A 23,435-nucleotide genomic window follows, 5' to 3' on the forward strand; every position below is an offset into this window, starting at 1 on the left:
ACCAAGATCTACACCGATGCCAACGGCATGACGCTCTATACCTATGACAAGGACGAGAAGGGCAAGACCAACTGCTATGACAAATGCGCCACAAACTGGCCGCCGCTGAAGGCCGAGGCCGGCGCCAAAGCGGACGATGAATGGACCGTCGTCGACCGTACCGACGGCACCAAGATGTGGGCCTATGACGGCAAGCCCGTCTACACATTCATCAAGGACAAGAAGGCCGGCGATGTGTCGGGTGATGGCGTCGGCGGCGTCTGGCATATCGTCAAGGCCGACTAAGGCTGCCACCTTAACTTCGACGTTGCTGCCGGGCGTGCCTTCAACGCCTGGCAGTCCGCATCAGACGCGCTGGCGCGGCATTTGACTCGGTCCACAGGGTCGCCGGCGACCTCATCGGCGCCAATTTGAGCCGCTCCTCACCGCTCCAGCCATTTGTTTTAGTTAGCCCTCAACAATGTGATCTTCTCCATACACTCTTAGAGTGTATTGCTGCCGGCACTCTTGCAATTTGGCCGCTTCCCCTTGACCGGATGCAAAAGCGCGGCCATGTGAGCGACGAACAGAACCGAGATTTCGTCGCGCGCAGCGGAATTCTTCTGCCGCATCACAGCTGATATGAGCCCTCATGGACGTCGTCGTCGTCGAATCGCCGGCCAAGGCGAAGACAATCAACAAATACCTCGGCAAGAACTACAAGGTTCTGGCCTCGTTCGGCCATGTCCGTGATTTGCCGGCCAAGGACGGCTCGGTGCGACCGGACGAGGATTTCGCCATGTCTTGGGCGGTCGACACGGCATCCGGCAAGCGCCTCGCCGACATCGCCAAGGCGGTCAAGGACGCCGACGGCCTGATCCTCGCCACCGACCCGGACCGCGAGGGCGAGGCCATTTCCTGGCACGTTCTGGAAGTCTTGCGGCAGAAGCGCGCGCTGAAGGACAAGCCGGTCAGCCGCGTCGTCTTCAACGCCATCACCAAGAGCTCGGTGCTCGAGGCGATGGCCAATCCGCGCCAGATCGATGCGCCGCTGGTCGACGCCTATCTCGCCCGCCGGGCGCTCGACTATCTCGTCGGCTTCACTCTTTCGCCGGTACTGTGGCGCAAGCTCCCCGGAGCCCGTTCCGCCGGCCGCGTGCAGTCGGTCGCCTTGCGGCTGGTCTGCGACCGCGAATCCGAGATCGAACGCTTCATCCGCGAGGAATACTGGCAGATCGCTGCCATCCTCGGCACGCCGCGCAACGAGAACTTCGAGGCGCGCCTGACCGCTTTCGAGCGCAAGAAGTTGCAGAAGCTCGACATCGCCAACAAGGCGCAGGCCGACGACATCAAGGCCATGCTCGAGGGCGCGGCCTTCAAGGCGCTGTCCGTCGAAGCAAAACCCACCAAGCGCAATCCGGGCCCGCCCTTCACCACCTCGACATTGCAGCAGGCCGCCTCGTCGGGCCTCGGCTTTTCGGCCAACCGCACGATGCAGGTGGCGCAGCGCCTCTATGAAGGAATGGAGATCGGCGGCGAAACCACCGGCCTGATCACCTATATGCGAACCGACGGCGTGCAGATGGCGCCCGAGGCGATCTCGGCCGCACGCGATGCCATCGCCAAGGAATTCGGCCCGAAATACCTGCCGGAAAAGCCGCGCCTGTACACGACCAAGGCCAAGAACGCCCAGGAAGCGCACGAAGCGATCCGCCCGACCGACTTCATGCGCACGCCGGCATCGGTTAGGCAATATCTCGATGCCGACCAGATGCGGCTCTACGAATTGATCTGGAAGCGCGCCATCGCCAGCCAGATGCAGCCGGCGGAGATCGAACGCACCACGGTCGAGATCGAGGCGGTCAACGGTGCTCGCACGGCCGAGTTGCGCGCCGTCGGTTCGGTCGTGCGCTTCGACGGTTTCATCGCCGCCTATACCGATCAGAAGGACGACGATTCCGAGGACGAGGAAAACCGCCGCCTGCCCGAAATCCGCGCCGGCGAGCAGCTTGCCCGCCAAGCGATCAACGCCACCCAGCACACGACCGAACCGCCGCCGCGCTATTCCGAAGCTTCGCTGATCAAGAAGCTGGAGGAGCTCGGCATCGGCCGGCCGTCGACCTACACGGCGATCCTGAAGACGCTCGAGGACCGCGACTATGTCACCATCGACAAGCGCCGGCTTGTGCCGCAGGCAAAGGGCCGGCTGCTGTCGGCCTTCCTGGAAAGCTTCTTCGAGCGTTATGTCGAATATGACTTTACCGCATCGCTCGAGGAAAAGCTCGACGAGATCTCCGACGGCAAGCTCGCCTGGAAGGACGTCCTGCGCGATTTCTGGAAGGATTTTTCCGGCGCCGTGGCCGACATCAAGGAACTGCGCGTCACCGACGTGCTCGATGCGCTGAACGAGGAACTGGCGCCGCTGGTTTTCCCTGCCCGGGAGGACGGCTCCAATCCGCGCATCTGCCCCAAATGCGGCACCGGCAATTTGTCGCTCAAGCTCGGCAAGTTCGGCGCCTTCGTCGGCTGCTCGAACTATCCCGAATGCTCCTTCACCCGCCAGCTCGGCGACGCCGCCAACCCCAATGGCGAGAATGGCGGCGGCGAAGACGGCACCAAAGTGCTCGGCAAGGATCCCTACACGGCTGAGGAGATCACGCTGCGCAGCGGCCGCTTCGGTCCCTATATCCAGCGCGGCGACGGCAAGGAAGCCAAGCGTTCCAGCTTGCCCAAGGGCTGGACGCCCGATTCGATCGACCATGAGAAGGCGCTTGCCCTGCTTTCCCTGCCGCGCGATGTCGGCAAGCATCCGGAAACCGGCAAGATGATCTCGGCCGGGCTTGGCCGCTACGGGCCTTTCGTGCTGCATGACGGCACCTACGCCAATCTCGACAGCATCGAGGATGTATTCTCGATCGGGCTCAACCGCGCTGTTTCGGTAATCGCCGAGAAGCAGTTGAAGGGCAAGGGCGGCCGCAATGGCGGCACTGCGGCAGCCCTCAAGGAGCTTGGCGATCATCCCGACGGCGGCGGCAAGATCGTCGTGCGCGACGGCAAGTACGGGCCTTACGTCAATTTCGGCAAGGTCAATGCCACGCTGCCCAAGGGCAAGGATCCGCAATCGGTGACGATGGAGGATGCGCTGGCGCTGATCGCCGAGAAGGAAGCCAAGGGCGGCGGCGGCAAGAAGCCTTTCCGCAAAGCGGCGGCGGCCAAGGCGCCCGCTACCAAGAAGACGGCGGCCAAGAAGCCTGCCGCCAGGAAAAAGGGATAGAACGGCGTGGCGCGCAGGATCTCCGCAACAACCCACGGCGACCCGCGCACCGCCGACACAACGGCCAAGGTCAAGGGCGATTACAGGCCCTCGCGTGACGAAATCCTGCGCTACATCGCCGAAAATCCGGATCGCGCTGGAAAACGCGACATCGCCAAGGCGTTCGCGCTGCGCGGCCCGGACCGCATTTGGCTGAAGGATCTCCTGCGCGACCTGCAGGACGAAGGCGTCCTGACCAAGGAGCGTAAGCGCCTGGCCCGCGTTGGCGCCCTGCCCCATGTCACAGTGCTCGACATTTTCGACCGCGACGCCGACGGCGTGCTGCTGGCGCGTCCCACCGAACACACCGCCAATGGACCGCCCCCCATCGTTTCCATCCGCCTGTCGCGCAGTGGCGGCGGACCGGCGCCTGGCATTGGCGATCGCGTGCTGGCCAAGACCTTTCCCGCCGACGACACGAATGTCGCCTTGGGCGGCCCGGCCTACACAGGGCGGGTGATGAAGATATTCGAGAAGCGCACGGATGCCGTTCTCGGCGTCTTTCGGGTGCTTCAGGACGGCAGCTTCCGCATCGAGCCGGTGGAGCGCCGGCAACCCGAACTGATCGTCGACAAGGAATTCCAGAACGGAGCCAAGAACGGCGATCTCGTCGAGGTCGAGCCCGCCCGGGCCTCGCGCTATGGCTTGCCGAGAGCAAAAGTGCTCAACGTGCTGGGCTCGCTGACCAGCGAAAAGGCGGTCTCGATGATCGCCATCCACGCACATGACATTCCGCATGTCTTCCCGGCCGACGTCATCGCCGAAGCCGAAGCCGTCAAGCCTGCGACGATGGCCAACCGCGAGGACTGGCGCGAACTGCCGCTGGTCACCATCGACCCGGCCGACGCCAAGGACCACGACGACGCGGTGTTCGCTACGCCCGATCTCGATGAGAAGAACCCCGGCGGCGTGGTCATCACGGTCGCCATCGCCGACGTGGCTGCTTACGTCCGCTACGGCGCGGCACTCGACCGCGAAGCGCTGAAGCGTGGCAACTCGGTCTATTTCCCCGACCGCGTCGTGCCGATGCTGCCCGAGCGCATCTCCAACGATCTCTGCTCGCTGCGCGAAGGCCAGGATCGCCCGGCACTGGCCGTGCGCATGACCTTCTCGGCGGACGGGCGCAAGGTCAGGCATTCCTTCCACCGCATCATGATGAAATCGGCGGCCAAGCTCGCCTACCCGCAGGCGCAGGCGGCGATCGACGGCGTGCCGGACGACAAGACCGGGCCGATCCTCGACGCAGTGCTGAAGCCGCTATGGGATGCCTATGCCGTCCTCAAGCGCGGACGCGATGGCCGCCAGCCGCTCGAACTCGACCTGCCCGAGCGCAAGATCCTGCTGAAGCCCGACGGCACGGTCGATCGCGTCGTCGTGCCGGAACGGCTCGATGCCCATAAGCTCATCGAAGAATTCATGATCCAGGCCAATGTCGCCGCCGCCGAGACACTCGAGGCGAAGAAGCAGGCGCTGGTGTACCGCACCCACGACGCGCCCTCGCTGGCCAAGCAGGAATCGCTGCGCGAATTTCTGCAAACCCTGGGCCTGTCGCTGGCGCGCGGTGCGCAGATGCGGCCCGCCCAGTTCAACGGCATTCTCGAGCGCGTGCGCGGCGCCGACAATGAAGGTCTGGTCAACGAGGTGGTGCTGCGCTCGCAGAGCCAGGCCGAATATTCACCCAAGAACATCGGCCATTTCGGCCTCAACCTGAACCGTTACGCGCATTTCACCTCGCCGATCCGCCGTTACGCCGACCTCATCGTGCACCGCGGGCTTATCGCCGCACTCGGCCTCGGCCCGGGAGGCCTGGCGCAGGAGGAGGAAGCGCGGCTCGAGGATGTTTCGGTGCTGATTTCCGGCACAGAACGCCGTGCAATGGCGGCCGAACGCGACACGGTCGACCGGCTGATCGCCGCTTATCTCGCCGAGCGCATCGACGACCGTTTCGACGCCCGCATTTCGGGCGTCACCAAATCGGGACTATTTGTCCAATTGCCGCAGTATGGCGCGGATGGTTTCATCCCCGTGTCAACTCTGGGCGGCGATTACTATATATATGACGAAACGGCCCGCTCGCTCTACGGAGAACGCTCGGGCAAGGGTTATCAGCTGGCGGACCGTGTCGAGGTCCGTCTCGTCGAAGTGGCGCCGATGGCCGGCGCGATGCGCTTTGAGATGTTGACCGACCCGAAGCCCCTGCCTGGCTCCGTCAGGTCGTTTCACAAGGCAAAAGGCCGCGCCCGTGCGTCACAATCGCGCCCAGGCTCGCGTGGCAGGAGACGATGATGGCAAGAGTCACGGAAGAACAGGTTTTCGGCGGTGAACATCACTCGGGCCGGGTCGCGCGTCCGCTGTGGACGGCGATGAAGCGCGGCATGCTCGGCCGCTGCCCGCATTGCGGCGAAGGCAAGCTGTTTCGCGGCTTCACCAAGACCGTCGAGACATGCAGCGTCTGCGGCGAGGAGATACACCATCACCGCGCCGACGACCTGCCCGCCTATCTGGTCATCGTCATCGTCGGCCACATCGTGCTCGGCGCCTTCATGGGCGTGGAGGCGACGTCGACCCTTTCCACCTGGCAGCACATCGCCATCTGGGTACCCTTGACGATCCTGCTGTCGGTTGCACTGCTGCAGCCGGTGAAAGGTGCCGTCATCGGATTGCAATGGGCATTCTATATGCACGGTTTTGCTGGCGAACACGACGTGGCCGAACCCCATCCCGGTGCCTGAGGTGCTGGCTGGCGCAACATGCCAACCGTCAAGGCTACTTTCGCATGCAAGACGTTTCCGCTAGGTCCTGCGCATGGAAGGAATGACCAAGGCGGACGTCGACAGGATCGACAAGGGTCTGGCCACGCATGGCGGCCGGGCGATTCGTCCACGCGATGCCGCGACCCTGATCCTGCTCGACGGCAAGGGCAACGATGCGCGGGTCCTGATGGGTCGCCGTCATGCCCGTCATGCCTTCATGCCAGGCAAGTTCGTTTTTCCCGGCGGCCGTACCGACCCGGCGGACAGCCGCATCCCCACCGCCACCGCGCTGCATCCCGAGCAGGAAGCAAAGCTCATCGCCGGCCCCGGCCGCACGAGCGAGGCGCGTGCCCGCGCCATCGCCTTGTCGGCCATCCGCGAGACCTATGAGGAAGCCGGGCTGCTGATTGGTCGCAAAGGCGCCTTCGCCACGACAAGGTCTGATTGGCAAGGCTTTGCCGAACATGGGGTGCAACCTGCCCTGGACATGCTGCGCTTCATTGCGCGCGCCATCACGCCGCCCAACCGGGTGCGCCGCTTCGACACCCGCTTCTTCTGCGCCTGGCGCGATGATGTCGCCGTCGAACTGACGGGCGGCGGTCCGACCAACGAACTCGAGGAACTGGTCTGGCTGCCGCTTGCCAAGGCCAGGGAAGCCGACATTCCTGACATCACCCGGATGATCCTGGACGAGCTGGAAAGCCGCCTCGCCCATGATCCGCTGTTGCGTCCGGGCGGTCCCGTGCCCTTCTACCGGCTTGTCCGCAACCGCTTCACCCGCGAAATTCTGTAGAACATCGAGTATTCAGACATAACATGACGGTCGATACCCAACCAAAGGGCGACGAGCGCGTACACTGGCTGCCGATGGTGGCGGCGATCTCGTCGATCAGCGTCGTCGGCATCGCCATCGGCCTCGGCATGCCGCTGCTCAGCGTCATCCTGGAAACGCGCGGCCATTCGGCCTCGATGATCGGCCTCAACACGGCAGTCGCCGGCCTGGCCTCGATCGCCGGCGCCCCTCTGGCCACGCCGCTCGCCATGCGCTTCGGCGTCGCCTGGACGATGATCGCCATGATTGCCGCCGGTGCGCTGGCCTTCGTCGGCTTCCACTTCGCACCCGATTTCTGGATGTGGTTTCCGCTGCGCGTCGTGCTGCACATCGCGCTAACGGTGCTGTTCATCCTGTCGGAATTCTGGATCAGCACCTCGGCGCCGCCGCACCGGCGAGGTCTTGTGCTCGGCATCTACGCCACCGTGCTGTCGCTCGGCTTTGCCGCGGGGCCGTGGCTGTTCGCCCATCTCGGCAGTTCCGGCTTCAGGCCTTTCGGAGTCATCATCGCATTGGTGGCGCTGGCCGCGATCCCGGTGCTGGCGGCGCGCAACGAGAGCCCGACGATCGTATCCGACGGCGAAACCAGCAATTTCCTGCGCTACATCTGGCTGGTGCCGACCGCGACCGCCGCCGTTCTGGTGTTCGGCGCTGTCGAAACCGGCGGTTTCGCCCTGTTTCCGGTCTATGGCAACCGCATCGGCTATTCCGAAGCCGACGCAGCCTTGCTGCTCACCATGATCGGCCTCGGCAACGTGCTCTTGCAGATCCCGATCGGCATGATCAGCGATCGCGTCTCGGACCGCCGCTATCTGCTTCTGGCCTGCGCCACTGTCGGCCTCGCCGGCACGATCTTCATGCCGCATCTGGCCGGCAACTGGCACCTGATGGCGGGCCTCCTGTTCGTCTGGGGCGGCGTGGTCGCGGCCATGTACACGATCGGCCTCGCCCATCTCGGCTCGCAGCTTTCCGGCCATGAGCTGGCTTCGGCCAATGCCGCCTTCGTGCTGTGCTACGGCGTCGGCATGGTGCTCGGCCCACAGGCGATAGGCATCGGCATGGATGCGTTCGGTCCCTCTGGTTTCGGCTGGTCGCTCGGCCTGTTCTTCGCCGCCTACATGGTCCTTGCCAGCGTCAGGCTGGTCCGCAAGATCCTGTAAGGCGCCACCGGCGCAAACCGGATTCACGATCGCCCACTGCCGGCTGGCCCCATAACTGGCTACCCCCGGATGACTGGCTGCTGACAGAACCGTGTCAGCAGCCACGGTTTATACGGAGACCTCAAAACACTTGAAGTTGAGGAGACTCCGATGATCGACAGCGGCTTTGAAACCACATCATTGCGAATGACGCTGCTCCTGCTTGTCACTTTCCAGGCGCCGGCTGCGGATGTCGACCGCATCATGGACGCGGTGGTGGCGCTGGCGCCGCTGGCCATGGGTAATTATGACCGCAACGCCTACCAGTCGGCGCATGGCATCGAGCGCTACCGGCCACTTGACGGCGCAGCCGCCGGCGCCGAGACCGAATTGCGGCGTCGCCCCGGCACGGTCGAGGTTTCGTTCGAACTGCCCGATGACCAGGAATTGGCGGCGCGCGTCGTAGAAGCGATCTTTCAGGCGCACAGCTACCAGGAACCGGTGATCCGCATTCAGCCGGTCCTTGCCAGCCGTTCCAAGGGACTGGACGACCGCGCCAATCCGAATCGCTGGTGGAACACCACGGGAGATTGGAAGAAAACCATCGTTCTGGAGGCGGAACACGTGTGAATGCCGACAGGCATTGGCATCCGTGACGGCCGCAAGGCGCGTCGGGCTTGACTTTCCGGGCGCGTTCTTTATGTGTCGCGGCAAGTTTCCCGCGTCCGGGTGTTTTCCCGTGCTCCAGCGGCCAAAACCCCACGAACAAACGGACTGATACCATGGCCAAAGCCGCAAACATCAAGATTAAGCTTCTGTCGACCGCCGACACCGGTTTCTTCTACGTGACCAGCAAAAACAGCCGCACCAAGACGGACAAGCTGTCGTTCCGCAAATACGACCCGGTCGCCAAGAAGCACGTCGAGTTCAAGGAAACCAAGATCAAGTAATCTGGTTTTTCCAAGAGAATGCCGAAACGCCGCCCATCGGGCGGCGTTTTTTGTTCCTAAAGCATTGATTTCATTGGATGGTAGTCAAACCCAGCATAACGGCCAACATAATGGATCGCGCTACCGATAGGGCTGCTATAGTCACAAAGCCCGCGTGAGGCGGGGGCCTTGTCGAGCGGCTCTCATAAACCGCGAAAGGCGTGCGCGTCGTCACCGCATAAATCTCCACGACAAAAGCCACGGCGCCTCAGCAAGGATCCAGAGAATTTGTCTCTACGCAGCTTTGCCCTAGCCACAAGAAAGTGGTTCCAAGTACCTTTTCATGACATGCAATGGCACGTAGTCACCCTCGACTAGATTTCCACCTTCCTCGTTCACAAGCACCAGTAGAGCCTGAGTAGACTTTCTCATAAACACAGATAACTCAGATCTTATTGGTATATTACAAGAGAATCCTTTAATCATGATTAGAGAGAGTCGATTTTCGTCCATATTGAATTCGAGTTTAGACAAATCATCGTTAAACGGCCGACTGTGGAAAATGATAAGCTCTCCACGATCATTTATGGCTATTTCAATTTTAATAGGAAATTCAAATTGGATTCCACCAATTACGTAAGACTCACGTCTCTGAACTATTGCTAGGATTTTAGATATATTATCTTTAATATCAGATGTGTCGTTCTTTATCGAATTCGCTATCTGCAAAAATTGGTCAAATTTGGCTTCGAGTTTCGGTAGCGAATTGCGCAAATACCCAAGGCGAGACGCGATGAAGGCGACCTCCGCTTTGTGATTTTGCTTCAATGCCTCCCGCATGAAGGCAAGGAAAATAAGAGCCCAGCCCGGCTCATCATCTGTCGCCTTTCCACGAAAAAATGACGCGAAATCGGCAGGAACGGCCAGTTGGTCCTTTCCCTGCTCCGTTCCGGCGATGAGATCGCGCAGGACGCGTTTGCACGCTGCATCCAGACTCGCCTGGACCGCTGCAAAGTCGCGAGCCGATAGCGCGCCGTCCAAGTTTGTCTCTATTTCATCGACAACGTCCTTGTTGGATTCAAGCTTGAATGGCCCGCCCAATCCGATCTGCTTATGCAGATAGCGGCGCGCGGCACTAGCGAACTGAATCCTCGCGCGACGCTCCGGCGGCCGTCCGCCAAGCCGCAACTGGTCGGCCTCTTGCGTATCGACATACATGCGCACCATCACGAGTGAAGAGGTGAGTTCACTGAGTCGAATGGCGTGCTCCAAATCGTGGTTTGCTGGAACCGCGCCTGTATGAGCGCGCAGCTTGGATGCGACGTCCTCGTAGATCGCTTTATAACGTCCGCCAAACAGCGTCTCGCCGATCTTATCTAGGATGTCGCCGGCGTTTTCGAGCGCCTTCCAACCGATCACCGCCCCGATGTATCCGCAAACCGAGATCATTCGTCTAGGTCCCTGATGATGGCCCAAAGTAGGGCGGCAGTTGACCAGAAATCAAGAATACCAAACGGCTGAGCCTAGCTCATATCCCGCCGCGGACGGTGGAGTTCAAAGAGATTTAGGCTGCTTTGCCGGCCGCCCTGGGATAGAGCGTGGCTTGATACTGCTGCCCTCGCTGTCCGCTACGCGTCAATTCGCGACTGAATCTGTTCCGTGATTTCGCTGCGTATGAAAGCAATTCTCCGGTCTCCGAGCGTGATGGCAGACGGAAGCCGTCTTCTGACATACCGGTTCACCGGCCTAGGCTGGTCATTCTCCGGCATGGTTCAGTGATACGAGCGTCGGCGGAGTTGTTATTCGCAGGCATTATAAATCTCCCCCCCCCCGCGTTGCGGCGATTCAAGAACCAAACTGATTGATGAAAGGACGCCACATGATGGCGGCAGGAGGAGGTTTCTATTAATGTGGCTCCGCAAAGCGGTTGGCCCGGGTCAAGCAAGTTTCGACTCGCCAAAAGGCCGTATGGTTAGAATATGCCCAGCGGGCAACAGAGTGGCCGCTCGGCGGCCGCGCCCCTACCCTATCCGGTCGGCGCTTTTCGGGTCGAAAACATGCAGCGCCGCCGGATCGGCCGATAGCCGCACCGTCTCGCCAGGCTTCACGCCGGCGCGGCCCATGGCGAACACGCAAAGCTGCTGGCCGGCCAGCTTGACGTAGAACTGCGTCGAGAGGCCGAGCGGCTCGACCACCACCACTTCGCCTTGCAGCGGGCCGTCATCCGCCAGCCTTATATGCTCCGGCCGCAAACCGACGGTAACCGCATCGCCTTCCCTGAGTGGCAGGCCATCCGGCAATCGCAGTTTCTGGCCATCGGACAGCACTGCATCCGCCTTGCCGCCCTTCTCAACACTCGCCGGCAGGAAATTCATGCCGGGCGAGCCAATGAATCCGGCGACGAACATGTTGGCCGGCCGGTCATAGAGGTCGAGCGGCGCGCCGACCTGCTGGACGACGCCGTCATGCATCACGACGATGCGATCGGCCATGGTCATGGCTTCGATCTGGTCATGCGTGACATACACCGATGTGGTCTTCAGTTGCTGGTGAAGCGCCTTGATCTCGGCGCGCATGTGCACGCGCAGCTTGGCGTCGAGGTTCGAAAGCGGTTCGTCGAAAAGAAAGACCTTGGGATCGCGCACGATGGCCCGGCCCATGGCGACGCGCTGGCGCTGGCCGCCGGAAAGCTGGCGCGGCAGGCGTTGCAGAAAATTGTCCAGCCCAAGCCGCCTGGCGGCGCCGTCGACCCGCGCGTCGATCGCCTGCTTTTCTGCCTTCCTCAGCATCAGGCTGAAGCCCATGTTCTTCGACACGTCCATATGCGGATAGAGCGCGTAGGACTGGAATACCATGGCGATGTCGCGGTCCTTCGGCGCGACGTCGTTGACCAGCCGCTCGCCGATACGGATCTCGCCATCGGAAACCTCCTCCAGACCGGCGATCATGCGCAGAAGCGTCGATTTCCCGCAGCCGGACGGACCGACGAGGACGACGAACTCGCCGTCGGCGATGTCGAGGTCGACCGCGTGCAGCACACGCACGGCGCCATAGTCTTTGCGGACTTTTTCCAGCGTAACGGAAGCCATCGATTATCCCTTCACGGCGCCGGCGGTGAGGCCGGTGACGAGATAGCGTTGCAGGAAGCCGAAGAAGATGCAGACCGGGATCAGCGCCAGGATCGACGCCGCCATCATCTGCCCCCAGTCGACGGCGAACTTGCCGATGAAGGTGAGCAGGCCGACGGCGAAGGTCTTCTTGTCATCGCTGGAGATCAGCATCAGCGCGAACAGGAGTTCGCTCCAGGCAGCGGTGAAGACAAAGCCGAGCGTGGCGCCCATGCCGGGTAGCGTCAGCGGCACGATCACCCGGCGCATCGCCTGCGCGCGTGTGCAGCCGTCGATCATCGCCGCCTCCTCCAGGTCCTTCGGTATGCCGTCGAAGAAGGACTGCATCAGGAAGGTTGCAAACGCGGTATTGAAGGCGGTGTAGATGATGATCAGCCCGGTCAGGCTGTTGATCAGGCCGATCTGGCCCATCACGCGATAGATCGGTGGAATGACCATGACTAGCGGGAAAGTCTGGGTCAAAAGCAGCATCAGCGCCAGTGCCGCCTTGCCGCGAAAGGTGAAGCGCGACATGGCATAGCCGGCAAGCGTCGCGATGACAGTCACCAGTGCAGCCGTCGAAACCGAGACGATGACGCTGTTGAGGAAATAGCGCGGAAAGTCGGTCGCCTCCAGCACGGTGACGAAGTTCTGCAACGTCATCTGCGACGGCCAGAAGGTGATGCCTTCGGAATAGAGAAGCCGTTCCGGTGTAACCGATATCTTCAGCGTCCAGAAGATCGGGAACAGGGCGAAGATCACATAGGCCGCGATGGCCGCATAGAGCCCGACGCCGCCGAAGAAGCGCTGCGAAGATGAGCGTCCCGCAATCATCAGACGTGCCTCACCAGGGAGCGGCGGATGGCGATCAGCGCGATCGCATAGGCAATGAGCAGGACGAGCAGCAGCACGGCAACCGCCGATGCGTAGCCCTTGTCCAGCGACTTGAAGGCACTGACATAGATGTAGACCGGCACCGTGTTGGTCGACCCGGCCGGCCCGCCCTCGGTCATGACGAAGATTAGGTCGGCGAAAGTGGCGATCCAGATGGTACGCAGCATCACCGTGATGGCGATGGTCGGCGCCAGGAACGGCAGCGTCACCTTGGTGAAGCGTTGCCAGGGCGAGGCGCCGTCGATCGCTGCCGCCTCATGCAGTTCCGAGGGAATGGATTTCAGTGCCGCCAGCAACGTGATGGCAAAGAACGGGATGCCGAACCAGACATTGGCGACGATCGGCCCCCACATGGCGGTCGAGGGATCGGAGAGAACGTTGGTCGGCTCGGCCTTCAGCCCCAGCGCGAACAGCCAGTGCGGCAGCGGCCCGATGATCGGATTGAACAGCCATGCCCATGTCAGGCCCGACAGGAAGGACGGCACCGCCCAGGGCAGGAACACCAGCGCCTGCACCACCTTGCGGCCCCGAAACGGCTTGTCGAGCAGCAGCGCCAGGCCAAGGCCGAGGAAGAACTGGAAGAACAGGCTGGAGAGCGTCCACCACAACGTATTGACCAGCGCCTGGCCGAGCACGGCATCCGACAGCATCGCCTGGTACTGGCCGAGCCCGACATATTCCGACTTGAAGGCCGAAAACTTACGGAACGAATAGCTGATGCCGATGACCAGCGGCACCAAAAGTACCACGACCAGCAGGATGATCGCCGGGCTGAGATAAAGCCAGGGTTCGGTGGCAGCGTGCGTCAGCCGCTTGCGGCGCGGCCTCCCGGCGGGTCGTATTTCGGAAACGGCATAGGTCATTTGGGCTCAACAGTAGGGGTTGGGTGCCGGCGAAGCGACAGCACCCTTCTCCCCGTATCCGGGGAGAAGATGCCGGCAGGCAGATGAGGGCCAGCGACAGGCTGACAGAACGTAGCGCCGCCCCTCATCTGGCCCTATCGGGCCACCTTCTCCCCGTGAACGGGGAGAAGGAAGAAAAACTACTTCTTGTTCTTCGCCATCCAGTCCTGCTGTTCCTTGGTCAGGAAGGCGGCCCATTGGTCGGCAACCTCCTTGGCCGTCTTTTGGCCCAGCAGCACTTCCTGGAAATTCTTGATCGCCACCTGGTCGACGAAATTGCCGAGGTTCTCCAGATGCGTCGGCGGCGTCACCATTTCATACTTGGCGCTGTCGCTGAGCTCCGTGAACCAGCCCTTGAACTGCTCGGTCTTGAAATGCGGATCCTGGTCGGCGCCGTTGTGGATCGGGACGACGCCGACTTCCTTGGCCCATTCCAGATTGTCCTTGGGCGAGAGCAGCGTCGCCATCAGCTTCCAGGCGTCGTCCTTGTGCTGCGAATTGGCGAACATTGCCCAGCCGGCATAGCCGAGCGTCGGATAGGACTTGCCGCTCGGCCCGACCGGCAGCGGCGCCACGGCGAAGTCGTCGGCGCTCATCTTGTCGGCGATGCCGAGCAGCGCGTCCGGATCCTGGTTGAGCATGGCGCAGGTGCCGGAATAGAAGCCGGTGACGGTTTCGTTGAAGCCCCAGCTCACCGCGTCCTTGGGCGCCAGGCCCTGCTTGTACATGTCGGCCAGCATCTGCAGGCCCTTGACCGAGCCCTCCTCGTTGATGGTCGAGGTGCCGTCTTCGTTGAAGTAGCCGCCCTTGCCGGCGGCGATGTTCATGAACATGTGCATGCCGTTGAAGGCGCCGGGCCCGCCGCGCAGGCAGTAGCCGTATTTGCCGGGCAACGCCGAGATCTTCTTGGAATCGGCGACGAACTCGTCGAGCGTGGCCGGCGGGCCGTCGAGGCCGGCTTCCTTGAACAGCTTCTTGTTCCAGAACAACGCGTTCACATAGTAGCCGTAAGGGATCATGAACTGGGTGTTGTTGACGGTCGAGCCGAACTGCTTGGCACGGTCGCCGAGCGTCTTGGCGTCGTCCCACTTGGCCATGTACGGGCCGAGATCCTCGAGCTGGGCGTTGTTGGCGTAGAGGCCCATCCAACGTTCCGGCATCTCGACCACGTCGGGCGTATCGCCTGCCTGCACCATGGTCAGGAATTTCTCGAAAGCCTGGCCCCAGGGCAGCGAGACCAGCTCGACTTTGATGCCGGGATTGGCCTTTTCGAATTCGGCGATCTGCTTCTTCAGGAACTCCGTGCGCGGCGGGCTGGTGATGACTTCGACCATTTTCAGGGTCGAATCGGCCAGCGCGTTTCCGGCGGAAATCGCCAATCCCGCGGCTGTGGCAAGCATGACGGTCAGTTTTTTCATCTTCAAGACTCCCATTTTGAAGCGGCTTGTTATTTTCTGGCTTTTTCGAAGGCCTGCGCCACGTCGGCCCACAGGTCCTCGACACTTTCCAATCCGACATTGAAGCGGATGGTTCGGGGGCTGACGCCGAAGCGCGCCATCGAATTCAGTCCCGGCGTCTGCTCCAGCGACGCCTTGGCGGGCACGACCAGGCTCTCATGGCCGCCCCAGCTCACGCCGATGCGGAAATATTTCAACGCATCCACGAAGACAGGGATGTCGATATCCTCGGTGACCTCGAAGGAGAACAACCCCGCGTAACCAGCAAGCGTCGCCTTGCCCGGATGGTTCGAATAGGCGGGGTGGTTGACGCGCTCGACATTGCCGTGCGCCTTCAGCCGTTCGGCGATGGCAAGCCCGCTCTTCATGTGGTGCGGCAGGCGCAGCGGCAGCGTGCGCAGCCCGCGCAGCAAGAGCCAGGCCTCGAAGGGCGAAAGCTTGCCGCCGAGATAGGAATAGGTCTGCTCGTTGATGTGCTTGATGTGGGCGGCCGAGCCTGCCACCACGCCGGCGACCGTATCGCTATGGCCGCCGAGATATTTCGAAGCCGAATGCAGCACCAGATCGACGCCATGCGTGATCGGCTTCTGGAACACCGGTGTCGCCCAGGAATTGTCGATCGTGGTGACGATGCCCTGCTCCTTCGCCAGCCGGGTCAGGTGAGCCAAGTCCTGCAACTCGAACATCATCGAGGTCGGGCTCTCCAGATAGAGCAGCCTGGCGCCCGGAAGGGCCGCCGCCACCGCATCCGGATCGGAGCCGTCGACATAGTCGACCCTGATGTTGAGCCGCGGCAAAAGCCGCTCGAACAGCCGATAGGCATCACCATAGCAATTGCGCACCGCAACGATGCGCTCGCCGGCGCCGACGAAGGCGAGCACCGTGGCGCTGATCGCCGCCATGCCGCTGGAAAAGCCGCGCGCGGCCTCGGCGCCCTCGAGCGCGGCGACGCGTGCCTCGAACTCCATCACCGTCGGATTGTCGCCGCGCGAATAGATCGGCTGCTTCCGTTTGCCGGCAAAAGTATCCGCCATCTCGGCATAGTTGGCGAAGGTGAACAGCGATGTCTGGTAGATCGGCGGCACCACCGCCCCACCGGGGAAAGGTTCGTCATGCGCCAGAAGCGTCGCCGCCTCGGCAAGATAGTCGTGATCGAAACCTGAGGGATGCTCGTTCATGTCTGGCTCGAAAGTTTGAGTTTGGCGGCGCCGCGCTTGAGATCGTCCTCGACGGTGGCGATCAGCTTGAGCGCTTCGGCGCGGGCGCCGTGCGGGTCGCGCGCGGCGATGCGCTCGTAAATGGTCCGATGATAGGGAAAACTGGCGTGGCCGAAATCGCGCACGCCCAGCGGATGCTCCCAGAAGCGGTGGAACAATTCGTGCATGGCGGCGATGATCTGTTCGAACAGCGGGTTGCCGGAAACCCTGTAGATCGCCTGGTGGAACTCCCAGTCCTCTTCCGAAGACATGCCCTCGCGCGTGCGGAACGCCTGCTCCATGATGTCGAGCTTGCGCTCGATTTCGGCGATATCGGTCTGGCTCGCGCGTTCGGCGCAAAGGGCGGCGGCTTCCGCCTCCAGCGCGCGACGGATTTCAAGCGTCTGCATCAGGCTGGTGAAGTCGTTGCCGCCCGCAAGCGTCAGCGGCAGATGCAACATGTCCGGCGAAACGGCTGCCTTGAGATAGGTGCCGCTGCCTTGCCGGCGCTCGACCAGCCCGAGCCCTTCCCAGCGCGTCAGCGCCTCGCGCACCGTGTTGCGGCTGACCTTCAGCCGCTCGGCCAGGATGCGTTCCGTTGGCAGCCGCTCGCCCGGCTGGAGGGCCTCGGCACGAACAAAGCCTACCAACGCCTTCAGCACGGCGTCGTCACGCGCCGTCGTCTGAATAGGTGGCAGGCTGTTTTGATCCACGCGCGTTCCAAGTGGTCCAATGGTCCAACCAATTTCTGCACAGATGGTACCTCCTGTCAACGGGATGTCAGGAGACCTAGCACCGTAAAAGCTCGCAACGCATGACAAGCACGCGTTTGCGGGCGATGCGCCAGGCCGGCCTCGACCCTGCTACGCCACAGCAGCGGGCGGCCCGAACCAGGTGGTCAGCGCATCGGCCAGTCCCTGTTGGCTTCCGGAACCAACCCATGCCACGTACCCGTCGGGGCGGATCAGCACCGCGTCGGGCCCGGCGACGGCCCCGAGAACTGGCAGCTCCCAGTCGCCGTCGTACACGGCGTCGACCTGCTGGACCCGATCCGCCCACGGCTTGATGTCAAGTCTGCCGGGCGTGCCGAGGTTGATCAGCACCGGCCGGGCATGGTGCAGCAAGGTAAACAGCCGCACCGGCCCGCTGGCGGTGAGCAGATCGAGGTCGGGTATTCGCCGCCCAAGCAGCGCGTGCCCCTCCCCGAGGTCGTAGTGGACACCCAGGCCGGACATCTCTGCGGCGATTCGTTTGCGTGGTTCATCCATGGCGAGCAGTTCGGCGATGGTGTCGCCCAGGGCTTTGGTGCGGTCATCCATGCGGCGAAGCGCGACCTGCGCCATCGTGTTGCGCAACACGCGGGCGGCGACCGGATGGCGCTCGGCATGGTAGCTGTCGAGCAGGCTGTCCGGTGATGCCCGTTTGACGACCTGGGCCAGCTTCCATCCCAGGTTGACCGCGTCCTGCACGCCGATGTTGAGGCCCTGTCCGCCCATTGGGGGATGGATATGCGCAGCGTCGCCGGCCAGCAGGACACGTCTGTCGCGGTAAGCGGCAGCCTGGCGCGTCATATCGGTGAAACGAGAGAGCCAAGTCGGACTGTGGACGCCGAAATCGGTGCCATAGACAACGGTGAGCGCCTCGCGGAGATCGTCCAATGTCGGTTCACCACCGATGATCAGTTGTTTCTCAGTCAGCACGATGCCCAACCGGTCGCCGTCCTCGATCTTGCCTATCGCATGGGTTCCGTGGGCGTCGCTGCGAAAGCCCAATGGCGGTTCTTCCGACTTCTCGACCTCGGCGATCATCCAGCTCATCGTCGGATCCCATCCAGCGAATTCGATGCCCGCCGCCTTGCGGATCGTGCTGCGTCCACCGTCGCATCCGACGAGGTACTGCGCCTTCATCCGTCGGCCATCGGAAAGCCCCACATCCACGCCACTGTCGTCCTGCATGAAATCCGTGACTTCCTGTCCGCGATGGATCGGCACCCCCAATTCGCTGATCCAGTCGGCCAATATCCGCTCGATGTGGTTTTGCCGCAGCGCCAGCAGATAGTTGTGCCGGGTGGGAAAGTCGCTGATGTCCAAACGGATCATGTGGAAGCCGACGGTCGGGAAGCATCGCCCCTGGCAGAGGAACCGGTCGGCGATCCCGCGCTGGTCGAGCACCTCGATTGTGCGTGCGTGCAGGCCACCCGCGCGCAAGCCAATCAGTTGCTGGGTCGGGCGCCGCTCGACAATGGCGACGTCGATGCCCGCCAATGCGAGTTCGCCTGCCAGCATCAATCCTGTCGGGCCGCCCCCGGCGACAATCACCGCATGATTTCGACGCGATCCATCTGTCGGTGCACGCATTCCCGTCACTCCGCTCCCATTGGCTAGGGCCGCGGTTTTACGGGAGGAACCCAGGCTTGAAGCAAGCCCCCTGGGCGCCATATGTATGAAGTGAGGAGCAACGCCCTCTGCCGAATGGCAAGAGAGCGTGCGCCGCAGCTCTTCACATCGGAGCTCGCCTTTTACAGGCCAGAAAGCGCTGTCGACATCTCGTGCGCAAAAAGCCCCTGATTTCCGGAGCTTGGCGCAGAATCCTGATGCTATTTTGAAAGGGGGCCGGTCGGCGTTTGGCAGCGGTACGAGGAGGCCACTATGTGCCAGCGCCGGCCGGCCGACCCCACGGACCCAGGAGATGCGGCGGACCTGAGCATCATGGGGTATTTTTTGATCGACCCGACTGTCTGTCCTCGTGCCGGCGTCGCTCTGTCTGTGGCCGCACATTTGCGCAAGAGCTTATGAAAATCAACAGTTTCTTAACCAAGCCTCGCGAATCGCTTGGATTAAGGTAAATGGGTAACCTTGCCGGATTGACGGACACTCTTATCCGGTCCGTCAGGCAGCCTTGGCGACGACGCGGTTGCGGCCACCGCTCTTGGCTTCATAGAGCGCCAGATCGGCGCGTTTCATCAGCGCCGCCACCGTATCCACCCCCTTCAGCACCGACGACACGCCGACGCTGACGGTGACCTCGATGGCCTTGCCGTCAGGCCCGATGACGAACGGCATCTGGGCGATTTCGGCGCGGATGCGTTCGGCCACCTTTTCGGCGATCGCTCCATCGGTGTCAGGCATGACCACTACGAACTCCTCACCGCCGAACCGGCAGGCCAGATCGATGCCGCGCACGTTCTTGCGCAGCCGCCGCGCGAATTCCCGCAGCACCTCGTCGCCACCGTCATGGCCGTGCGTGTCGTTAATCGACTTGAAGCGATCGAGGTCGGTGATCATCACCGACAGCGGCCGACGCCGCGCCACGGCGCGGTCGAACAGCGTCTGGAGATGGCTGTCGAGATAGCGGCGGTTGTGCAGCCCGGTCAGCCCGTCGGTCACCGCCATTTCGATCGTCTGCGTCACGCTGGCGCGCAATTGGTCGTTGTAGCGCTTGCGGCGCACCTGGGTGCGCAACCGCGCCGTCAGTTCCTGCTGGTCGATAGGCCGCATCAGATAGTCGTTGATGCCGAGTTCGAGACCACGGATGATGCGCTCCTCCTCGCCCTCCTCCGCCAGCAGGATGATCGGCAGGAAGCGTGTGCGATCGAGCGAGCGCAGTTGCGAGCAGAGCCGAAGCGGATCGAAATCGGCGAAGCTCGTCGAGATCATCACGCATTCATAGGGCGTCTCCGCCGCCTGGAAGAAGCCGGCATGCGGATCGCTGGCGACATCCAGGTCAGCACAGTCGCGCAGCATCTTCTGGACGCGCTCGATCGACGATTTGCGCTCATCGATCAGAAGCACTTTCGGCGTCGTGTCCTCGGAGGCGAAATTGCGGCTGAGCAACTCTTCGATGCCGATGTTGCGCGTGGTCGAAGCGCGCAGCCGCAACTCGTCGGTCAGCGACTTCAGCCTGACGAGGCTCTTGACGCGCGTCATCAGTTGCAGGTCGTTGACGGGTTTGGTCAGGAAATCGTCGGCGCCGACCTCAAGCCCGCGCACCCTGTCGGAAACCTGGTCGAGTGCGGTGATCATTACCACTGGAATATGCGACGTCGCCGGATCGCTCTTCAGGCGGCGGCAGACCTCGAAGCCGTCCATGTCCGGCATCATGACGTCGAGCAGCACGACGTCGACCTTGCCGTTCTCGCAGGTCTCGATTGCATCCAGGCCGTTGGTGGCGGTCAACACCTCGAAATATTCGGCCAGCAGCCGAACCTCCAGCAGCCTGACATTGGCAGGGATGTCGTCGACGACGAGAATCCGAGCGGTCATTTCACAAGGCTCCGGCTTTGGCGGCAAGGTGCATCAGGAATCACCCAGGTAAGACTTGATGGTTTCGATGAAGCGCGGCACCGAGATCGGCTTGGAGATATAAGCCTCGCAGCCGCCCTGGCGGATGCGCTCCTCGTCGCCCTTCATCGCGAAGGCGGTGACGGCAATGACCGGGATGACGTGCAGGTCGTCGTCTTCCTTCAGCCATTTCGTCACCTCCAGCCCAGACACTTCAGGCAACTGGATGTCCATCAAAATGAGATCCGGCCGGTGCTGACGCGCCAGATCGAGCGCTTCCAGACCGTTGCGGGTGCGAACTGTCTCGTAACCGCTTGCTTCGATGAGGTCCCGAAAGAGCTTCATGTTGAGCTCATTGTCCTCGACGATCATGACCTTCTTAGGCATCGATATCCCGTCCCGGCCGCTGTTCCGCTCGAAGGCGGCCGTTATGCGCCCTTCCGGGACGCACCAAACCCTAGTCGACTCTACGGCAATATGATTGACGAAACGGAAACCTGCGGCGAGAAAAGCTGCTCCGTTTCCACCTCGGGTCCCGCACTGAAGAGGTAACGACTTGCCGCAAGCGACGCTTGCCATTACTGCGGAAGAGACTCACATTCCGCATACCCTGAAAGGTAATGATGGCAAACGCAGCGTCAATGCGCGAAGAGGCCGAAACCATTGCCGTGAAGGCTCTGGCCTTCGTCGCCTCTGATCCCGAACTGCTGCCTCGCTTCCTGGCGATCACCGGCATCGAGGCGCATTCGATCCGCAAAGCTGCCGGCGAGCCGGGATTTCTGGCCGGTGTGCTGCAGTTCGTTCTCGCCCACGAACCCACATTGCTGCGTTTTGCCGAGGAAACCGGCACGCCACCGGCCTCCGTCGGCAAGGCGTTGCGCGCGCTGCCGCTGGGCGACGATAACCACGAGCATTCCATATGAGTGACGATCCCAAGGCGGCGCCCCGATCGCCAGGTCGAGCGAAGTCTGACTCTTGTCGCCCGGTTTGAGCGACAAGCATAAAACGAAGGCTTGAGGCGCGTCGCGCCAATCCGTTCGAAGGCGACGCGCTTTGGTGAGCCGAGTGGCTACGGTGTCGGATCCGCCTGGTCCGTCTCGTCGCCGCCATCGTCAATGCTGTCGTCCTCGGCAGGATCGGCCGGCTTCAGCATGACGCCATTGACAATGACCGAACCGTCCGGCTTGGCGTTGACGACCCATTCCATGCGGCCGTCCGTCAAGGTCTTGCCGAACCCTTTCACCATCAGGGCCACAGGCACGTACTGCGCCACCTCCGGTTCCGATTTCGCCGCTTCCTGCAAGCCCTCGACGATCTTGTCGAAGCCGGCCACGTCCACCGTCACATTGGCTTCCGGCTTCTCGCCAGGAAAAGTCATTTCGCCTTCCAAGGCGATTTCGGTATCCTTGTTCTTGATGGTGCTATGGCCAATGACGACCTTCGGCGTCTTGGCCATGAAATCGGTTTTGAGCTGCTCTCCGAATTCGGCCGACAGCGGCGGGTTCTTGTTAAGATCAAAGGCTTCGATTGCCTTCTTCGCCATGCTGTCGAGATCGATGTTGGCGCCGCCGAAGTTCAGGTCGATATCGGTCGGCAGCAGCGCCATGCTCCAGCTCGGCAGAAGCTGCTGCGGCACGGTCAACCCCGACGCCTTGATCCCGTAGCCGATCGTACCGCTCTGGGCGACGCCATCCATTCCGAAGGCGGTGCTGAGCTGCGCCGCACCAAACGTGCCGACCGGGCTCTCGACCGCGAAATTCTTGAACCCGTATGTCCCGTCGATGCGTTCCCACACAGGAAGCGCGGCGAGCAGAAGCGATTTGAGCTGCGCCTGGTTGGCTTTCAGCGTGGCTTCATTCTCATTGGCGACGGCAAATGCCAGGAGATCGAGCAGCGGCTTGGTCTGCACGCCCTTGCCTTTGGCATCCACCGACAGTTCCGGTGATTTCACGGTGACCGGGAATTTCAGTCCGCTTTCGGGATCATCGAATTTGATCGCCTCGACAAAGTTCGACACTTTTTGCGACAACGCGAAATCGACCCCGCCATTGGCAGCCTTGGTGGCGGCCATGGTCGCGGTGCCGCCGTCGGCGCTGACTTCCATGTGCTGCTTGGCATCTTGCGACACCATCGTCATGCCCGCCATCGAACTGGTGCCGCTGGTAAAGGCCGCCAGATTGGGGTCGTAGACACCGGAACCCTTGCCGTCCTTGATAGAAAATTGCGTGCTCTGCAGCCCCTGCGGCCCGTTGAACTCGAAGGAGGCGCTGTGCGAAAGATCCATCGAGACATCCCAGGTTCCGTCGCTGCGCGGCTTGACCAGCAGGGCGTAGGGCGCAAAGTCGAATTTCAACAGCTTCTGGTCGGGCAAGGTGCCGGCGAGCGCCTTGAAATCGAACATGATCTTGTAGGCGCCGCCTTCGACCGAGACCTTCAGGATGCCCTTGTCGAGGGCCTGTTTGCCGACATAGCGGGACAGGTTCTCGGATAGCTGCTTCGCACCCTGGCTGTCGACGCTCTGGCCGAAAGCGGGCGCGCTGAGCAGAAGCGCGGTAAAGGCGATTGGCAACATCCGGTTCACGTAGAATTCTCCGTTTGGTCGAAAAGGCAAAATCGTCTCCTACTTCTGGTAGGGAAAGACCGTCACAACTGCA

The 23,435-nt window shown here is 62.0% G+C and carries 20 protein-coding genes; 9 read left to right on the top strand and 11 right to left on the bottom strand.

The features are described 5' to 3' along the window. From FJ951_RS27845 to rpmG, 8 genes are all read left to right on the top strand, one after another. The coding region (locus tag FJ951_RS27845; protein WP_140518282.1) for a hypothetical protein at positions 1–285 on the top strand (285 nt) is incomplete at its 5' end. A gap of 346 nt (positions 286–631) precedes the next feature. Continuing rightward, positions 632–3,253 (top strand): type I DNA topoisomerase, encoded by a 2,622-nt coding sequence (gene topA / locus FJ951_RS27850; protein WP_140518283.1) that lies wholly within the window; start codon positions 632–634, stop codon positions 3,251–3,253. Between the two features lie 6 nt (positions 3,254–3,259). After that, entirely contained in the window at positions 3,260–5,578 is a 2,319-nt protein-coding gene (rnr, locus tag FJ951_RS27855) for a ribonuclease R (RefSeq protein ID WP_140518284.1), read from the top strand. Continuing rightward, complete coding sequence (locus tag FJ951_RS27860) at positions 5,578–6,024, top strand: DUF983 domain-containing protein (RefSeq protein WP_140501566.1); 447 nt, start codon at positions 5,578–5,580, stop codon at positions 6,022–6,024. The genes rnr and FJ951_RS27860 overlap by 1 nt, the downstream gene beginning before the upstream one ends. 73 nt (positions 6,025–6,097) lie before the next feature. Next, entirely contained in the window at positions 6,098–6,838 is a 741-nt protein-coding gene (locus FJ951_RS27865; RefSeq protein ID WP_140518285.1) for an NUDIX domain-containing protein, read from the top strand. A 23-nt stretch (positions 6,839–6,861) separates the two neighbouring features. After that, positions 6,862–8,037, top strand: a complete 1,176-nt coding sequence (locus FJ951_RS27870) for an MFS transporter (RefSeq protein ID WP_140501562.1) — start codon at positions 6,862–6,864, stop codon at positions 8,035–8,037. A gap of 150 nt (positions 8,038–8,187) precedes the next feature. After that, positions 8,188–8,646, top strand: coding sequence for a hypothetical protein (locus tag FJ951_RS27875; protein ID WP_140518286.1), 459 nt, complete (start codon positions 8,188–8,190; stop codon positions 8,644–8,646). Positions 8,647–8,798: 152 nt separating this feature from the next. Further along, positions 8,799–8,966 (top strand): 50S ribosomal protein L33, encoded by a 168-nt coding sequence (gene rpmG, locus FJ951_RS27880; protein WP_006201775.1) that lies wholly within the window; start codon positions 8,799–8,801, stop codon positions 8,964–8,966. Between the two features lie 288 nt (positions 8,967–9,254). Here the strand turns inward: rpmG and FJ951_RS27885 are convergent, their stop codons facing one another. The 10 genes from FJ951_RS27885 to FJ951_RS27940 form a co-directional block, all read right to left on the bottom strand. Next, positions 9,255–10,394: a hypothetical protein gene (locus tag FJ951_RS27885; protein WP_140518287.1), complete on the bottom strand. Its 1,140-nt coding sequence runs from the start codon at positions 10,392–10,394 to the stop codon at positions 9,255–9,257. 572 nt (positions 10,395–10,966) lie between these two features. Further along, positions 10,967–12,034, bottom strand: a complete 1,068-nt coding sequence (gene ugpC / locus FJ951_RS27895) for a sn-glycerol-3-phosphate ABC transporter ATP-binding protein UgpC (protein ID WP_140501554.1) — start codon at positions 12,032–12,034, stop codon at positions 10,967–10,969. Positions 12,035–12,037: 3 nt separating this feature from the next. Then, positions 12,038–12,886, bottom strand: a complete 849-nt coding sequence (locus FJ951_RS27900) for a carbohydrate ABC transporter permease (RefSeq protein ID WP_140501552.1) — start codon at positions 12,884–12,886, stop codon at positions 12,038–12,040. Next, positions 12,886–13,809 carry a sugar ABC transporter permease gene (locus FJ951_RS27905; RefSeq protein WP_140518289.1) on the bottom strand — a complete coding sequence of 308 codons (924 nt, stop codon included), beginning with the start codon at positions 13,807–13,809 and terminating at the stop codon, positions 12,886–12,888. Before FJ951_RS27905 ends, FJ951_RS27900 begins: the two co-directional genes overlap by 1 nt. Positions 13,810–13,988: 179 nt before the next feature. Continuing rightward, complete coding sequence (locus FJ951_RS27910; protein WP_140518290.1) at positions 13,989–15,266, bottom strand: sugar ABC transporter substrate-binding protein; 1,278 nt, start codon at positions 15,264–15,266, stop codon at positions 13,989–13,991. Between the two features lie 29 nt (positions 15,267–15,295). Further along, positions 15,296–16,483: a PLP-dependent transferase gene (locus tag FJ951_RS27915; protein ID WP_140518291.1), complete on the bottom strand. Its 1,188-nt coding sequence runs from the start codon at positions 16,481–16,483 to the stop codon at positions 15,296–15,298. Continuing rightward, positions 16,480–17,214, bottom strand: a complete 735-nt coding sequence (locus tag FJ951_RS27920; protein ID WP_140501544.1) for a FadR/GntR family transcriptional regulator — start codon at positions 17,212–17,214, stop codon at positions 16,480–16,482. The genes FJ951_RS27915 and FJ951_RS27920 overlap by 4 nt, the downstream gene beginning before the upstream one ends. A 150-nt stretch (positions 17,215–17,364) precedes the next feature. After that, positions 17,365–18,858, bottom strand: coding sequence for an FAD-dependent monooxygenase (locus FJ951_RS27925; protein ID WP_140518292.1), 1,494 nt, complete (start codon positions 18,856–18,858; stop codon positions 17,365–17,367). A gap of 531 nt (positions 18,859–19,389) precedes the next feature. Next, positions 19,390–20,763 carry a PleD family two-component system response regulator gene (locus FJ951_RS27935; protein ID WP_140518293.1) on the bottom strand — a complete coding sequence of 458 codons (1,374 nt, stop codon included), beginning with the start codon at positions 20,761–20,763 and terminating at the stop codon, positions 19,390–19,392. A gap of 33 nt (positions 20,764–20,796) precedes the next feature. Next, positions 20,797–21,168, bottom strand: a complete 372-nt coding sequence (locus FJ951_RS27940; RefSeq protein ID WP_140501538.1) for a response regulator — start codon at positions 21,166–21,168, stop codon at positions 20,797–20,799. 236 nt (positions 21,169–21,404) lie between these two features. On the opposite strand from FJ951_RS27940, the gene FJ951_RS27945 reads away from it, so the two are divergent. After that, on the top strand, positions 21,405–21,704 hold the full coding sequence (locus FJ951_RS27945; RefSeq protein WP_140501536.1) for a DUF3572 domain-containing protein: 300 nt from the start codon (positions 21,405–21,407) through the stop codon (positions 21,702–21,704). Between the two features lie 146 nt (positions 21,705–21,850). Here the strand turns inward: FJ951_RS27945 and FJ951_RS27950 are convergent, their stop codons facing one another. Then, complete coding sequence (locus tag FJ951_RS27950; protein ID WP_140518298.1) at positions 21,851–23,353, bottom strand: hypothetical protein; 1,503 nt, start codon at positions 23,351–23,353, stop codon at positions 21,851–21,853. Positions 23,354–23,435 lie beyond the last annotated feature (82 nt).

Source organism: Mesorhizobium sp. B2-2-3 (assembly GCF_006442405.1).
Lineage (GTDB): Bacteria > Pseudomonadota > Alphaproteobacteria > Rhizobiales > Rhizobiaceae > Mesorhizobium.

Bases quoted from the DNA above. Each gene is read 5' to 3' on its own strand.
- ugpC (WP_140501554.1), bottom strand. From the start codon at position 12,034: ATGGCTTCCGTTACGCTGGAAAAAGTCCGCAAAGACTATGGCGCCGTG.
- FJ951_RS27905 (WP_140518289.1), bottom strand. From the start codon at position 13,809: ATGACCTATGCCGTTTCCGAAATACGACCCGCCGGGAGGCCGCGCCGC.
- FJ951_RS27875 (WP_140518286.1), top strand. From the start codon at position 8,188: ATGATCGACAGCGGCTTTGAAACCACATCATTGCGAATGACGCTGCTC.
- FJ951_RS27915 (WP_140518291.1), bottom strand. From the start codon at position 16,483: ATGAACGAGCATCCCTCAGGTTTCGATCACGACTATCTTGCCGAGGCG.
- FJ951_RS27860 (WP_140501566.1), top strand. From the start codon at position 5,578: ATGGCAAGAGTCACGGAAGAACAGGTTTTCGGCGGTGAACATCACTCG.
- FJ951_RS27925 (WP_140518292.1), bottom strand. From the start codon at position 18,858: ATGCGTGCACCGACAGATGGATCGCGTCGAAATCATGCGGTGATTGTC.
- FJ951_RS27885 (WP_140518287.1), bottom strand. From the start codon at position 10,394: ATGATCTCGGTTTGCGGATACATCGGGGCGGTGATCGGTTGGAAGGCG.
- FJ951_RS27940 (WP_140501538.1), bottom strand. From the start codon at position 21,168: ATGCCTAAGAAGGTCATGATCGTCGAGGACAATGAGCTCAACATGAAG.
- FJ951_RS27950 (WP_140518298.1), bottom strand. From the start codon at position 23,353: ATGTTGCCAATCGCCTTTACCGCGCTTCTGCTCAGCGCGCCCGCTTTC.
- FJ951_RS27945 (WP_140501536.1), top strand. From the start codon at position 21,405: ATGGCAAACGCAGCGTCAATGCGCGAAGAGGCCGAAACCATTGCCGTG.
- FJ951_RS27870 (WP_140501562.1), top strand. From the start codon at position 6,862: ATGACGGTCGATACCCAACCAAAGGGCGACGAGCGCGTACACTGGCTG.
- FJ951_RS27910 (WP_140518290.1), bottom strand. From the start codon at position 15,266: ATGAAAAAACTGACCGTCATGCTTGCCACAGCCGCGGGATTGGCGATT.
- FJ951_RS27900 (WP_140501552.1), bottom strand. From the start codon at position 12,886: ATGATTGCGGGACGCTCATCTTCGCAGCGCTTCTTCGGCGGCGTCGGG.
- FJ951_RS27935 (WP_140518293.1), bottom strand. From the start codon at position 20,763: ATGACCGCTCGGATTCTCGTCGTCGACGACATCCCTGCCAATGTCAGG.
- topA (WP_140518283.1), top strand. From the start codon at position 632: ATGGACGTCGTCGTCGTCGAATCGCCGGCCAAGGCGAAGACAATCAAC.
- rpmG (WP_006201775.1), top strand. From the start codon at position 8,799: ATGGCCAAAGCCGCAAACATCAAGATTAAGCTTCTGTCGACCGCCGAC.
- FJ951_RS27865 (WP_140518285.1), top strand. From the start codon at position 6,098: ATGGAAGGAATGACCAAGGCGGACGTCGACAGGATCGACAAGGGTCTG.